A 13,986-nucleotide genomic window follows, 5' to 3' on the forward strand; every position below is an offset into this window, starting at 1 on the left:
ATGGAAAAAGCGATGTTAACGTTCGACAAGGTCAATGCGCACTACGGCAAGATCCAGGCGCTGCACGACGTCAGCCTGCACATCAATCAGGGTGAAATCGTCACCCTGATTGGCGCCAACGGCGCGGGCAAAACCACGCTGCTCGGCACCCTGTGCGGTGACCCGCGCGCCACCAGCGGGCGGATTGTGTTCGATGGTAAAGACATTACCGACTGGCAGACCGCCAGAATCATGCGTGAGGCGGTGGCGATTGTCCCGGAAGGGCGCCGCGTCTTCTCCCGCATGACGGTGGAAGAGAACCTGGCGATGGGCGGGTTCTTCGCTCACCGCGATGAATACCAGACCCGCATCAAGTGGGTGTACGAACTCTTCCCGCGCCTGTGGGAGCGCCGCATCCAGCGTGCGGGCACCATGTCCGGCGGTGAACAGCAGATGCTGGCGATTGGCCGCGCGCTGATGAGCCAGCCGCGTCTGCTGCTTCTGGATGAACCGTCGCTCGGTCTGGCACCGATCATCATCCAGCAGATCTTCGACACCATCGAGCAATTGCGCAAAGAGGGGATGACCATCTTCCTCGTCGAGCAGAACGCCAACCAGGCGCTGAAGCTCGCTGACCGTGGCTACGTGCTGGAGAATGGCCGCGTGGTGCTGGAAGACACCGGCGACGCGCTGCTGGCGAACGAAGCGGTGCGGAGCGCGTATTTAGGCGGGTAGATAAAAGCAAAAAGGCAACGCAAGTTGCCTTTTTTTAGTGTTTTCTCCCTCTCCCTGTGGGAGAGGGCCGGGGTGAGGGCACCAGACCGCACCCAATCATGCACCTAATTCCCTTCACACAACCATCATCCCCCTGACCCTTTACTGTCACTTATCTGTAAACAAACAGTTATTTTTCTGTCATTCGAGCATGTCATGTTACCTCGCGAGCATAAAACGCGTGATATCGCGCATCCGGCACAATAAGAGAGATGACAATGACATCGTTACGACACACAGCTTTGGGTCTGGCACTGGGTCTGGCTTTTGCGACGAACGCAATGGCTGTGACCACCATTCCGTTCTGGCATTCCATGGAAGGGGAGTTGGGTAAAGAGGTTGACTCCCTGGCGCAGCGTTTCAACGACACCCACCCGGATTACAAAATTGTGCCGGTGTACAAAGGTAACTACGAGCAGAGCCTGAGCGCGGGCATCGCCGCCTTCCGTACCGGCAACGCGCCTGCACTGTTACAGGTGTATGAAGTGGGCACCGCCACCATGATGGCCTCCAAAGCCATCAAGCCGGTGTATGAAGTGTTCAAAGAAGCGGGCATCAACTTCGATGAATCCCGGTTCGTGCCGACCGTAGCGGGTTACTACACCGATTCCAAAACCGGTCACCTGCTGTCCCAGCCGTTTAACAGCTCCACGCCGGTGCTGTACTACAACAAAGACGCCTTCAAAAAAGCCGGTTTAGATCCGGAGCAGCCGCCAAAAACCTGGCAGGACCTGGCCGAATACACCGCGAAGCTGAAAGCGGCGGGCATGAAGTGCGGCTACGCCAGCGGCTGGCAGGGCTGGATCCAGATTGAAAACTTTAGCGCCTGGCACGGCCTGCCGGTTGCCACCAAAAACAATGGCTTCGACGGCACCGACGCGGTACTGGAGTTCAACAAGCCGGAGCAGGTGAAGCACATTGCGCTGCTTGCCGATCTGAACAAGAAGGGCGACTTCAGCTACTTCGGGCGTAAAGACGAATCCACCGAGAAGTTCTACAACGGCGACTGCGCCATTACCACCGCCTCGTCCGGCTCGCTGGCGGATATTCGTCACTACGCCAAATTCAACTACGGCGTGGGCATGATGCCGTACGACGCTGACGTGAAGGGCGCGCCGCAGAACGCCATCATCGGCGGGGCGAGCCTGTGGGTGATGCAGGGTAAAGACAAGGGCACCTATAAAGGCGTGGCCGAATTCCTCGACTTCCTGGCCAAGCCGGAAAATGCCGCCGAGTGGCATCAGAAGACCGGCTACCTGCCGATCACCAAAGCCGCGTACGATCTGACCCGCGAGCAGGGCTTCTACAGCAAAAACCCGGGTGCGGACATCGCGACGCGTCAGATGCTGAACAAGCCGCCGTTGCCGTTCACTAAAGGCCTGCGTCTGGGCAATATGCCGCAGATCCGCACCATCGTGGATGAAGAGCTGGAAAGCGTGTGGACCGGGAAGAAAACCCCGCAGCAGGCGCTGGACTCTGCGGTAGAGCGCGGGAATCAGCTGCTGCGCCGCTTTGAGCAGTCGACGAAATCGTAATCTGTGATTCGCCCGGTGGCGCTGCGCTTACCGGGCCTACGACGTGCCCCATCCAGGCCGGGTAAGGCGCAGCCGCCACCCGGCATTGTTCAGGAACCCAATCTCCATGTCTTCATCCCGTCCGGTGTTTCGCTCCCGCTGGCTGCCGTACCTGCTGGTCGCGCCTCAGCTGGTCATCACCGTTATCTTCTTTATCTGGCCTGCGGGCGAAGCGCTGTGGTACTCGGTACAAAGCGTCGATCCGTTCGGGCTCTCCAGCCAGTTCGTCGGGCTGGACAACTTTACCGCGCTATTCCATGACAGCTACTACCTGGACTCCTTCTGGACGACGATGAAGTTCAGCGCGCTGGTGACCGTGAGCGGCCTTGTTGCCTCGCTGTTTTTCGCCGCGCTGGTGGATTACGTGGTGCGCGGCAGCCGCCTGTATCAGACCCTGATGCTGCTGCCTTACGCCGTGGCCCCCGCCGTTGCCGCTGTGCTGTGGATCTTCCTGTTTAACCCCGGACGCGGGCTGATTACTCACTTCCTGGCAGAGTTCGGCTACGACTGGAACCACGCCCAGAACAGCGGTCAGGCGATGTTCCTGGTGGTGTTCGCCTCGGTGTGGAAGCAGATCAGCTATAACTTCCTGTTTTTCTTTGCCGCGCTGCAGTCCATTCCGCGCTCGCTGGTGGAGGCCGCGGCAATTGACGGCGCAGGCCCGATCCGCCGCTTCTTCAGGCTGTCCCTGCCGCTGATTGCCCCGGTGAGCTTCTTCCTGCTGGTGGTTAACCTCGTGTACGCCTTCTTCGACACCTTCCCGGTGATCGACGCCGCCACCGCAGGCGGCCCGGTGCAGGCGACCACCACGCTGATTTACAAAATCTACCGCGAAGGTTTTGCGGGGCTGGATCTCTCTGCTTCTGCCGCCCAGTCCGTCGTGCTGATGTTCCTCGTCATCATCCTCACGGTGGTGCAGTTCCGCTATGTTGAAAGTAAGGTGCGCTACCAATGATCGAGAACCGTCGCGGGCTGACGATTTTCAGCCATACCATGCTGATTTTAGGGATTATCGTCATCCTGTTCCCGCTGTACGTGGCCTTTGTCGCCGCCACGCTGGACACCAAAGCGGTGTTCGACACGCCGATGACGCTGATCCCGGGCGGGCATCTTTTCGAGAACATGAAAACCATCTGGACCCAGGGCGTGGGCGCCAACAGCGCGCCGTTCTGGCTGATGATGCTCAACAGCTTCATCATGGCGTTCGGCATTACGGTGGGCAAAATCACAGTGTCGATGCTCTCGGCCTTCGCCATCGTCTGGTTTCGCTTTCCGCTGCGCAACCTGTTTTTCTGGATGATTTTTATCACCCTGATGTTGCCGGTGGAGGTGCGTATCTTCCCGACGGTGGAGGTGATCGCCAACCTCAAGATGCTCGACAGCTACACGGGCTTAACCCTGCCGCTGATGGCATCGGCGACCGCCACCTTCCTGTTCCGCCAGTTCTTTATGACCCTGCCGGACGAGCTGATTGAGGCCGCGCGCATCGACGGTGCCTCCCCGATGCGCTTCTTCCGCGACATTGTGCTGCCGCTGTCGAAAACCAACCTTGCGGCGCTGTTTGTGATCACCTTTATCTACGGCTGGAACCAGTACCTGTGGCCGCTGCTGATTATTCAGGACGTCAACCTCGGCACCGCCGTGGCGGGCATCAAAGGCATGATTGCCACCGGTGAAGGCACCACCCTCTGGAACCAGGTGATGGCGGCGATGCTGCTCACCCTAATCCCACCCGTAGTCATTGTTTTAGCCATGCAGCGCGCGTTTGTCCGCGGCCTGGTCGATAGCGAGAAATAAGATGGCAGGTTTAAAACTTCAGGCAGTTACCAAAAGCTGGGACGGTAAAACCCAGGTCATTCAGCCGCTGACGCTCGACGTGGCGGACGGCGAATTTATCGTGATGGTCGGCCCGTCCGGCTGTGGCAAATCCACGCTGCTGCGCATGGTGGCGGGGCTGGAGCGCGTGACCTCGGGGGACATCTGGATTGACCGCCAGCGCGTCACCGAGATGGAGCCGAAAGACAGGGGCATCGCGATGGTGTTCCAGAACTACGCCCTCTATCCGCACATGAGCGTGGAAGAGAACATGGCCTGGGGGCTGAAAATCCGCGGCATGGGCAAAGGCCATATCGAGGAGCGCGTGAAAGAAGCCGCGCGCATTCTGGAACTCGACGGTCTGCTGAAGCGCCGCCCGCGCGAGCTCTCCGGCGGCCAGCGCCAGCGCGTGGCGATGGGGCGCGCCATCGTGCGTGACCCGGCGGTATTCCTGTTCGACGAGCCGCTGTCTAACCTCGACGCCAAGCTGCGCGTGCAGATGCGCCTTGAGCTGCAGCAGTTGCACCGTCGTCTGAAAACCACGTCACTGTACGTGACCCACGATCAGGTCGAAGCGATGACCCTCGCCCAGCGCGTGATGGTAATGAACAAAGGCGTTGCCGAGCAGATTGGCACCCCGGTGGAAGTGTACGAAAAACCGGCCACCCGCTTTGTGGCGAGCTTTATCGGCAGCCCGGCGATGAACCTGCTGGAAGGGCGCATCAGCAGCGCGGGCACCCACTTTGAACTGGAAAGCGGGATGGCGCTGCCGATCAACTGGTACTATCGTGGCTACGCCGGGCGTAAGATGACGCTCGGTATCCGCCCCGAGCATATTGGTTTAACCTCTCAGGCGGACGGCGGCGTGCCGCTGGTGATGGACACGCTGGAGATGTTGGGTGCAGATAACCTGGCGCATGGGCGCTGGGGCGAGCAAAAAATGGTGGTGCGCCTGGCGCATCAGGAGCGCCCGAAAGCGGGCAGCACGCTGTGGCTCCACCTGCCGGAAAACCATCTGCACCTTTTTGACGGTGAAACAGGACAACGAGTATGAGCAACTGGCCTTATCCCCACGTCGTCGCCCACCGCGGCGGCGGTAAGCTGGCCCCGGAAAACACCCTGGCGGCGATCGATGTCGGCGCGCGCTACGGCCACACGATGATCGAGTTCGACGCCAAGCTGTCGAAGGACGGCGAAATTTTCCTGCTGCATGACGACAACCTCGAACGCACCAGCAACGGCTGGGGCGTGGCGGGCGAACTGCCGTGGCGCGATCTGCTGAAGGTGGACGCCGGGAGCTGGTTCAGCGGGGAGTTCAAAGGCGAACCGCTGCCCCTGCTGGCGGAAGTGGCAGACCGGTGTCGTCAACATGGCATGATGGCCAACATCGAAATCAAACCGACCACCGGCACCGGGCCGCTGACGGGCAAAGTGATTGCGCTGGCCGCGCGCGAGCTGTGGGAAGGCATGACCGCGCCGCTGCTGTCGTCGTTTGACATCGACGCGCTGGAGGCCGCACAGGCAGCTGTACCTGAGCTGCCGCGCGGGCTGCTGCTGGACGAGTGGCGTGAGGACTGGCGTGAACTGACGGGCCGCTTAGGCTGCGTCTCTATCCATCTGAACCACAAGCTGCTGGATGAGGCGCGGGTGAAAATGCTGAAAGACGCGGGTCTGCATATTCTGGTCTACACCGTTAACAAACCCCAGCGCGCAGCCGAGCTGCTGCGCTGGGGCGTGGACAGTATCTGTACCGATGCGATTGACCAGATCGGCCCGAAATTTATTTATTGAGCATACTGCCGTTCTGCTGAGTCGGCAGCATATGCTGCTGACCGCTGCTTTGCGACATCCCGCCCCCTAACATCCCGCCGTTTTTATTTGGCAGCGGCTGCTCGCGCACCTGTCCCTGCTGCACGCGCTGGGTGTTGGCGTTCATCTGGTTTTGCAGGCTCTGCTGCTGCATCTGGGTCTGCGTTCTCAGCTGCTGATTGAGCATCCCTTTCTGCTGCTGTTGCTGGCTCATCATCTCGGTCTGCATACGCTGCTGGCTCGGGATGACATAACCCTGCTGGTTCGGGTTGTTCATGGTGTTGAGTGGCTGTGCGAGCGCGGCAAACGGGATCAGCGCCGCAATAATCATCAAGCGTTTCATTGTCATTTCCTCCTCTTGAGGTCTCTCTTAAGTTTACCCTGATTTCACCATGACGATGATTTTTTAGGAGTTGTGAACCAGGCTTAAGCGGGGAATATGGATCCCTTCACCTGGAGAACAATAATCATGAAACCAACCTTCTTGCGCTGGGTCGCCATCGCCGCGCTGATGGCAGGCGGCACATTTACCGTGGCGGCCAACCCGCCCGCCGCTCCTCCCGTCTCTTACGGCGTGGAGGAGGATGTTTTTCACCCCGTGCGGGCCACGCACGGCATGGTGGCCTCGGTTGACGCGCTGGCGACCCAAGTGGGCGTCGATATTCTTAAGCAGGGCGGTAACGCGGTGGATGCAGCGGTCGCGGTCGGGTACGCGCTGGCGGTAACGCACCCGCAGGCGGGGAATCTGGGCGGCGGTGGCTTTATGATGCTGCGCACCAAAGACGGCAAAACCACGGCCATCGACTTCCGCGAAATGGCGCCTTCTCAGGCGTCCCGCGATATGTTCCTCGACGACCAGGGTAACCCTGACAGCAAAAAATCCCTGACCTCCCACCTCGCCTCCGGCACGCCGGGCACCGTTGCGGGCTTCTCGCTGGCGCTGGAAAAATACGGCACGATGCCGCTGAACAAGGTAGTGCAGCCTGCCATCAGGCTGGCGCGGGAGGGATTTGTGGTCAATGACGCCCTGGCGGACGATCTCAAGACCTACGGCAGTGAAGTCATTCCCAATCACGAAAACAGCAAGGCGATCTTCTGGAAGGACGGTGAACCGCTGAAGAAGGGCGATAAGCTGGTGCAGAAGAACCTCGCCAAAAGCCTGGAGCTGATTGCGGAGCACGGCCCGGACGCCTTCTACAAAGGGGCGATTGCCGACCAGATTGCCGAAGAGATGCAGAAGAACGGCGGGCTTATCACCAAAGCGGATCTGGCGGAATACAGGGCGGTGGAGCGCGAGCCGATTAGCGGCACCTATCGCGGCTACGAGGTCTTCTCCATGCCGCCGCCGTCTTCCGGGGGCATTCACATCGTGCAGATCCTCAATATTCTTGAAAACTTTGATATGCACAAGTTCGGCTTCGGCAGCGCGGATGCCATGCAGGTGATGGCGGAGGCGGAAAAACGCGCCTATGCCGACCGCTCGGAATACCTCGGCGATCCGGACTTCGTGAAGGTGCCGTGGCAGGCGCTGACCAACAAGGCGTATGCAAAATCCATTGCCGATCAGATCGACATCAACAAGGCTAAGCCGTCGAGCGAGATCCGCCCCGGCAAGCTGGCGCCGTATGAAAGCAACCAGACCACGCACTTCTCGGTGGTGGATAAAGACGGCAATGCGGTGGCGGTGACCTACACGCTCAACACCACCTTTGGCACCGGGATTGTGGCGGGCAACAGCGGTATTCTGCTGAACAATGAGATGGATGACTTCTCCGCCAAGCCGGGCGTGCCAAACGTCTACGGGCTGGTCGGCGGCGATGCGAATGCGGTGGGGCCGAAGAAGCGTCCGCTGTCGTCCATGTCGCCAACCATCGTGGTGAAAGACGGGAAAACCTGGCTGGTGACCGGCAGCCCTGGCGGGAGCCGCATCATAACTACCGTGCTACAAATGGTGGTGAACAGCATCGACTTTGGCATGAACGTCGCCGAGGCGACCAATGCGCCGCGTTTCCATCATCAGTGGCTGCCGGATGAACTGCGCGTGGAGAAGGGCTTTAGCCCGGACACCATCAAGCTTCTGGAGCAGCGCGGACAGAAGGTTGCGGTGAAAGAGGCGATGGGCAGCACCCAGAGCATTATGGTGGGGCCAGACGGCGCGCTGTTTGGCGCGTCGGATCCGCGTTCGGTGGATGATTTGACGGCGGGGTATTGATTATTCCCCTCACTCTAACCCTCTCCCCATAGGGGAGAGGGGAGTGTGTCACTTCATTCTCGCCATGAAGTACGCGTCCACATATTCGCCGTTGCGCAGGGCGTAGCGCTTGCCGGTGCCTTCAATTACGAACCCGTGCTTTTTGTACACCGCGATTGCCGGTTCGTTATCAACAAATACCGTTAACTCAATGCGATCTACGCGCAGCCAGTTGTCGCACATATCAATCATGGTTCGCATCAGCGCGCTGGCAACGCCCCGATTTTGCCATTGCGCACCCACACAAATACCGAAATCGGCAACGTGGCTGCGACGCGGGCGTTGTGCGACGGCAATGCACAGGTGCCCGGCGACAGTCCCGTCGATACAAGCCACCAGCTGTTTAATGCCGGGCTGATCGGTTAGCCGGTCATGCCACATCTGCTCTGAGGGATGAGGAACCTGTAGCGTGTTGTGGTACACCTCCGGCTGGGCGTGGATCTGACGAATGGCATCGTAATCTCTCGGTTCAGCGTGGCGTATCACTATCTCACTCATTCCTTGTTCCTCAGTCGGTTAAAAGTCCCCTCCAACATCAATGACTTTAAAATTTGAGTCAACCGCTATTTTTTGCAAAAAGTATTGGACAAGTGCGAATGAGAATGATTATTATTGCTTTGCATTCAGGAGGACCCCTACGGGAACCTGAAAGCACGACATTGCTCACATTGCTTCCAGTATTACTTTAGCCAGCTTCTCGCTGGCTTTTTTTTTGTTATGGTTAGATTCAGTAACCTTCCAAAAGGACTGAGCCATGACACTACATTGCGCATTTATTGGATTTGGCAAAAGCACCACGCGTTACCATCTTCCGTATGTCCTCCACCGTAAAGACACCTGGCATGTGGCCCATATCTACCGCCGCCGCGCGAAGCCGGAAGAGCAGTCTCCGCAGTATTCCCACATTCACTTCACCAGCGATCTCGATGAAGTATTGAATGACCCGCAGGTAAAGCTGGTGGTTGTCTGCACCCATGCCGACAGCCATTTTGACTATGCGAAACGCGCGCTCGAAGCGGGCAAGAACGTGCTGGTGGAAAAGCCGTTCACCCCGACCATTGCCGAAGCGAAAGCGCTGTTTACGCTGGCGAAAAGCAAAGGGCTAACCGTTACCCCGTATCAGAACCGTCGCTTTGACAGCTGTTTCCTGACGGCGAAAAAGGCGATTGAGAGCGGCAAGCTTGGCGACATTGTGGAAATCGAAAGCCACTTCGATTACTACCGCCCGGTGGCGGAAACCCAGCCCGGCCTGCCGCAGGACGGCTCGTTCTATGGTCTGGGCGTGCACACCATGGACCAGATCATCTCCCTGTTTGGCCGCCCGGACCACGTGGCTTACGACATCCGCAGCCTGCGCAATAAAGCCAACCCGGACGACACCTTCGAGGCGCAGCTGTTCTACGGCGACCTTAAGGCTATCGTTAAAACCAGTCATCTGGTGAAAATCGACTACCCGAAATTTATCGTTCATGGCACCAAAGGCTCGTTCATTAAGTACGGCATTGACCAGCAGGAGACCAGCCTGAAGGCCAACATCATGCCGGGCGAACCGGGCTTTGCGGCGGACGATTCCGTGGGCGTGCTGGAGTATGTGAACGATGAGGGCGTAACGGTCAAAGAAGAGCTGAAACCGGAAACCGGCGACTATGGCCGCGTCTACGATGCACTGTATGAAACCCTCACCAGCGGCGCGCCGAATTACGTCAAGGAATCTGACGTTCTGACCAACCTTGAAATCCTTGAACGGGCCTTCGAGCAGGCTTCTCCTGCCACGGTAACCCTCGCAAAATAAGCAAAAACGGCTCCTCTGGGCTTGTTCATAATTTTTGAACAGAGGAGTCAATTTTCACCCTCTATGATCCCCGACCGTTTGAGTCCACACTTACTCCATCGAAACGAACTGAGGGTGAAAACAATGATCTACTTACGCAAAGCAAACGAACGCGGTCACGCAAATCATGGCTGGCTGGACTCATGGCATTCATTCTCGTTTGCCGACTACTACGACCCGAACTTCATGGGCTTCTCCGCACTGCGCGTGATTAACGACGACGTGATTGATGCAGGCCAGGGCTTCGGTACCCACCCGCACAAAGACATGGAAATCCTGACCTATGTGCTGGAAGGGGCGGTTGAGCACCAGGACAGCATGGGCAACAAAGAGCAGGTGCCGGCGGGCGAGTTCCAGATTATGAGCGCGGGTACCGGGGTGCGTCACTCTGAGTACAACCCGAGCAAAACGGAAAAACTGCACCTGTATCAAATCTGGATCATTCCAGAAGAGACCGGCATCACGCCACGCTACGAGCAGCGCCGCTTCGACGCGAAACAGGGCAAACAGCTGGTGCTGTCCCCGGACGCGCGTGAAGGTTCCCTGAAAGTGCATCAGGATATGGAGCTGTACCGCTGGGCGCTGGCGAAAGACGAACAGTCCGTGCACCAGATTGCCGCCAACCGCCGCGTCTGGATCCAGGTGGTGAAAGGGGAAGTGTCTATCAACGGCACCAAAGCCACCACCGCCGATGGTCTGGCCGTCTGGGATGAGCAGGCGCTCTCCGTGCACGCCGACAGCGAAAGCGAAATCCTGCTGTTTGACCTGCCTCCGGTCTAAATAATTTCTCAACCTTCCCTTTTAAACGGGGAAGGTTGAGCTTTGTCCGTGATAAACTGAGCAAATCTCTCACTTCAAGATTTCTCAGGACGATGAAAAAGAAACGCCCCGTACTTCAGGATGTCGCCGATCGCGTCGGTGTGACCAAAATGACGGTCAGCCGTTTTTTACGTAACCCGGAACAGGTTTCCGTGGCGTTGCGTGGCAAGATTGCCGCCGCCCTTGATGAACTGGGTTATATCCCCAACCGCGCACCCGATATTCTCTCCAATGCGACCAGCCGTGCGGTGGGCGTTCTGCTTCCTTCCCTGACCAACCAGGTTTTCGCTGAAGTTCTGCGCGGCATTGAAAGCGTCACCGATGCGTTTGGCTACCAGACCATGCTCGCTCACTATGGGTACAAGCCGGAACTGGAAGAGGAACGTCTTGAATCAATGCTTTCCTGGAACATTGACGGCCTGATTTTAACCGAGCGTACCCACACTGCCCGCACGCTCAAAATGATTGAAGTCGCCGGTATTCCGGTGGTGGAGCTCATGGACAGCCAGTCGCCATGCCTCGACATCGCCGTTGGGTTCGATAACTTTGAAGCGGCTCGTCAGATGACAGCGGCGATCATCGCCCGCGGTCATCGTCATATTGCCTATCTGGGTGCGCGTCTTGATGAACGTACTATCATCAAACAGAAGGGATACGAGCAGGCCATGCTCGACGCAAATTTAACCCCGTACAGCGTGATGGTGGAGCAGTCCTCATCTTACACCTCGGGTATTGAGCTGATGCGTCAGGCACGACGCGAGTATCCGCAACTGGACGGTATTTTCTGTACCAACGATGACCTTGCGGTCGGTGCAGCGTTCGAATGCCAGCGTCTGGGGTTGAAGATCCCTGAGGATATGGCGATTGCCGGCTTCCACGGCCACGATATTGGTCAGGTGATGGAGCCGCGTCTGGCGAGCGTTCTGACACCGCGTGAACGCATGGGCCGCATTGGCGCAGAACGCCTGCTGGCGCGCATTCGTGGAGAGACGGTTACCCCTAAAATGTTAGATTTAGGTTTCACCTTGTCACCGGGTGGATCTATTTGAACTGACAAATTTGAAGTAGCTCACACTTATTCACTTCGCGCACGTTTGGATATTGCTTCTCTTTTGCCCCAGCAGGACAATGTTACCGATAACTGTTACCCGTAACAATTGACTGAGGGACACCCTTTGAGCACGACTAATCACGATCACCACGTTTACGTCCTGATGGGCGTGTCCGGTAGCGGTAAATCTGCCGTGGCGAGCGAAGTGGCGCATCAACTTCAGGCTGCGTTTCTTGATGGTGACTTCCTCCATCCGCGCAGCAACATCATGAAAATGGCCTCCGGCGAACCGCTGAACGATGACGACCGCAAACCGTGGTTGCAGGCGCTGAATGACGCCGCGTTCGCGATGCAGCGCACCAACAAAGTTTCCCTGATCGTCTGCTCCGCGCTGAAAAAAACCTACCGCGACCTGCTGCGCGACGGCAATCCGAACCTCTCGTTCATCTATCTGAAAGGCGATTTTGGGGTGATTGAAAGCCGTCTGAAAGCGCGTAAAGGCCACTTCTTTAAAACCCAGATGCTGGTGACGCAGTTCGAAGCGCTTCAGGAGCCGGGTGAAGATGAAAAAGACGTCTTAGTGGTTGATATCGATCAGCCGCTGGAAGGTGTTGTAGCCAGCACCATCGAGGTCATTCACAAAAGGCAGTAAGTTTTGAGTACATTAACGCTAGTTTTGACAGCAGTGGGTTCGGTATTGCTGCTGCTGTTTTTAGTGATGAAGGCGCGTATGCACGCCTTCGTTGCTTTGATGGTGGTTTCTATTGGTGCAGGTCTCTTTTCCGGTATGCCGCTCGACAAGATCGCCGCGACGATGGAGAAAGGGATGGGAGGCACGCTGGGCTTCCTGGCGATTGTGGTCGCGCTGGGCGCGATGTTTGGCAAGATTCTGCATGAGACGGGCGCGGTCGACCAGATTGCCGTCAAAATGCTCAAATCCTTCGGGCACAGCCGCGCGCACTACGCGATTGGCCTGGCCGGTCTGATTTGCGCACTGCCGCTGTTCTTCGAAGTGGCGGTGGTGCTGCTCATCAGCGTCGCCTTCTCCATGGCGCGCCATACCGGCACTAACCTCGTGAAGCTGGTCATTCCGCTGTTTGCGGGCGTGGCGGCGGCTGCGGCGTTTCTGCTGCCAGGGCCGGCGCCGATGCTGCTGGCCTCCCAGATGCACGCGGACTTTGGCTGGATGATCCTGATTGGCCTGTGTGCGGCCATCCCGGGGATGATTATCGCCGGTCCGCTGTGGGGCAATTTCATCAGCCGTTACGTTGAGCTGCACATCCCGGACGACATCACCGAGCCGCACCTGGGCGAGGGCAAAATGCCGTCATTCGGCTTTAGCCTTTCTTTGATCCTGCTCCCGCTGGTGCTGGTGGGCCTGAAAACCATCGCCGCGCGCTTTGTGCCGGTCGGTTCTGCCGCGTACGAATGGTTTGAGTTCATTGGTCACCCGTTCACGGCGATTCTGGTGGCGTGTCTGGTGGCGATTTACGGCCTGGCGATGCGCCAGGGAATGCCAAAAGACCGCGTGATGGAGATCTGTGGTGCGGCGCTGCAGCCTGCGGGTATTATCCTGCTGGTGATCGGTGCCGGCGGCGTGTTCAAACAGGTGCTGGTGGATTCCGGCGTGGGCCCGGCTCTGGGTGAAGCACTGACCGGAATGGGCCTGCCGATTGCGGTAACCTGCTTCGTGCTGGCTGCGGCGGTGCGTATCATTCAGGGTTCCGCCACCGTGGCGTGCTTAACCGCCGTGGGTCTGGTGATGCCGGTGATTGAACAGCTGAACTACTCCGGTGCCCAGATGGCCGCGCTGTCTATCTGCATCGCGGGCGGTTCGATTGTCGTCTCGCACGTTAACGACGCCGGCTTCTGGCTGTTCGGTAAGTTTACCGGCGCGACCGAAGCGCAAACGCTGAAAACCTGGACGCTGATGGAAACCATCCTCGGCACCACCGGGGCCATTGTCGGGATGATTGCCTTTACGCTGCTCAGCTAAATGCAATGATTTAACAAGGCAAAAAAGGCCCGGTAGCGTTAGCGCTTACCGGGCCTTTTTGTTATGCAGAACGTCAGGCCGGGCCAT

General features: G+C 58.0%; 14 protein-coding genes. 12 read left to right on the plus strand and 2 right to left on the minus strand.

Annotated features, from left to right (window positions below):
* From livF to ugpQ, 6 genes are all read left to right on the plus strand, one after another.
* Complete coding sequence (gene livF, locus IM271_RS13940) at positions 1 to 714, plus strand: high-affinity branched-chain amino acid ABC transporter ATP-binding protein LivF (RefSeq protein ID WP_008500102.1); 714 nt, start codon at positions 1 to 3, stop codon at positions 712 to 714.
* 257 nt (positions 715 to 971) lie between these two features.
* Positions 972 to 2,288: a sn-glycerol-3-phosphate ABC transporter substrate-binding protein UgpB gene (gene ugpB, locus IM271_RS13945; RefSeq protein WP_041911554.1), complete on the plus strand. Its 1,317-nt coding sequence runs from the start codon at positions 972 to 974 to the stop codon at positions 2,286 to 2,288.
* A gap of 106 nt (positions 2,289 to 2,394) precedes the next feature.
* Positions 2,395 to 3,282, plus strand: coding sequence for a sn-glycerol-3-phosphate ABC transporter permease UgpA (gene ugpA, locus IM271_RS13950; RefSeq protein ID WP_023618241.1), 888 nt, complete (start codon positions 2,395 to 2,397; stop codon positions 3,280 to 3,282).
* On the plus strand, positions 3,279 to 4,124 hold the full coding sequence (gene ugpE, locus IM271_RS13955) for a sn-glycerol-3-phosphate ABC transporter permease UgpE (RefSeq protein ID WP_063943962.1): 846 nt from the start codon (positions 3,279 to 3,281) through the stop codon (positions 4,122 to 4,124). Before ugpA ends, ugpE begins: the two co-directional genes overlap by 4 nt.
* Before the next feature lies 1 nt (position 4,125).
* Entirely contained in the window at positions 4,126 to 5,196 is a 1,071-nt protein-coding gene (locus IM271_RS13960; protein ID WP_028015154.1) for a sn-glycerol-3-phosphate import ATP-binding protein UgpC, read from the plus strand.
* Positions 5,193 to 5,933: a glycerophosphodiester phosphodiesterase gene (ugpQ, locus tag IM271_RS13965; RefSeq protein WP_193052756.1), complete on the plus strand. Its 741-nt coding sequence runs from the start codon at positions 5,193 to 5,195 to the stop codon at positions 5,931 to 5,933. Before IM271_RS13960 ends, ugpQ begins: the two co-directional genes overlap by 4 nt.
* Here ugpQ and IM271_RS13970 read toward each other — a convergent pair.
* Entirely contained in the window at positions 5,923 to 6,294 is a 372-nt protein-coding gene (locus tag IM271_RS13970) for a DUF2756 family protein (RefSeq protein WP_045260950.1), read from the minus strand. The two genes, ugpQ and IM271_RS13970, sit on opposite strands and share 11 nt — an antisense overlap.
* A 126-nt stretch (positions 6,295 to 6,420) precedes the next feature.
* On the opposite strand from IM271_RS13970, the gene ggt reads away from it, so the two are divergent.
* Positions 6,421 to 8,163: a gamma-glutamyltransferase gene (gene ggt, locus IM271_RS13975; protein WP_041911549.1), complete on the plus strand. Its 1,743-nt coding sequence runs from the start codon at positions 6,421 to 6,423 to the stop codon at positions 8,161 to 8,163.
* Between the two features lie 48 nt (positions 8,164 to 8,211).
* Here the strand turns inward: ggt and yhhY are convergent, their stop codons facing one another.
* Positions 8,212 to 8,700, minus strand: coding sequence for an N-acetyltransferase (gene yhhY, locus IM271_RS13980; RefSeq protein WP_063155548.1), 489 nt, complete (start codon positions 8,698 to 8,700; stop codon positions 8,212 to 8,214).
* A 256-nt stretch (positions 8,701 to 8,956) separates the two neighbouring features.
* On the opposite strand from yhhY, the gene IM271_RS13985 reads away from it, so the two are divergent.
* From IM271_RS13985 to gntU, 5 genes are all read left to right on the plus strand, one after another.
* A complete protein-coding gene (locus tag IM271_RS13985; RefSeq protein ID WP_028015159.1) occupies positions 8,957 to 9,994 on the plus strand; it encodes an oxidoreductase in 1,038 nt (345 codons plus the stop codon).
* Between the two features lie 123 nt (positions 9,995 to 10,117).
* Complete coding sequence (locus IM271_RS13990; RefSeq protein WP_003861565.1) at positions 10,118 to 10,813, plus strand: pirin family protein; 696 nt, start codon at positions 10,118 to 10,120, stop codon at positions 10,811 to 10,813.
* A gap of 92 nt (positions 10,814 to 10,905) precedes the next feature.
* Entirely contained in the window at positions 10,906 to 11,901 is a 996-nt protein-coding gene (gene gntR / locus IM271_RS13995; RefSeq protein ID WP_014882133.1) for a gluconate operon transcriptional repressor GntR, read from the plus strand.
* Between the two features lie 126 nt (positions 11,902 to 12,027).
* Complete coding sequence (gene gntK, locus IM271_RS14000) at positions 12,028 to 12,555, plus strand: gluconokinase (RefSeq protein WP_193052757.1); 528 nt, start codon at positions 12,028 to 12,030, stop codon at positions 12,553 to 12,555.
* 3 nt (positions 12,556 to 12,558) lie between these two features.
* A complete protein-coding gene (gene gntU / locus IM271_RS14005) occupies positions 12,559 to 13,899 on the plus strand; it encodes a gluconate transporter (RefSeq protein ID WP_047366855.1) in 1,341 nt (446 codons plus the stop codon).
* Positions 13,900 to 13,986: the final 87 nt, after the last annotated feature.

It is taken from the genome of Enterobacter cloacae complex sp. I3 (genome assembly GCF_014896175.1).
Classification (GTDB): Bacteria; Pseudomonadota; Gammaproteobacteria; order Enterobacterales; family Enterobacteriaceae; genus Enterobacter; species Enterobacter bugandensis.